The following is a 335-nucleotide window of genomic DNA, read 5'->3' on the forward strand; positions in this document are numbered from 1 at the left end:
CCCGACTTCATGCGCGATCCCGTGCGTGATCGCCGGGTTGATCGTGTACTTCGCGACGTAGCGTTTCGCGCGGAAGTTGTCGTTGCGCGCGCCGTCTTCCGGCAGCGCGCCGCGCTGCACCTTCATCTTGTGCGCGGTCTGCCAGGTGCGGATGATCACTTCGCCGACGCGGCCCATCGCCTGCGAGTCGGACGACAGCATCGACAGTGCGCCGAGATCGTGCAGGATGTCCTCGGCCGCGATCGTCTCGCGGCGGATCCGCGATTCGGCGAACGCGAGATCCTCGGCGATCGACGGATCGAGGTGATGGCACACCATCAGCATGTCGAGATGCT

At 65.4% G+C, this 335-nt stretch carries 1 protein-coding gene; it reads right to left on the bottom strand.

Annotated elements, in window-relative coordinates:
* A partial coding sequence (locus SB754_RS19580; RefSeq protein ID WP_410784065.1) for an amidohydrolase family protein occupies positions 1-335 on the bottom strand: 335 nt, incomplete at both ends.

It is taken from the genome of Leifsonia sp. SIMBA_070, assembly GCF_046534635.1.
Classification (GTDB): Bacteria; Actinomycetota; Actinomycetes; order Actinomycetales; family Microbacteriaceae; genus Leifsonia.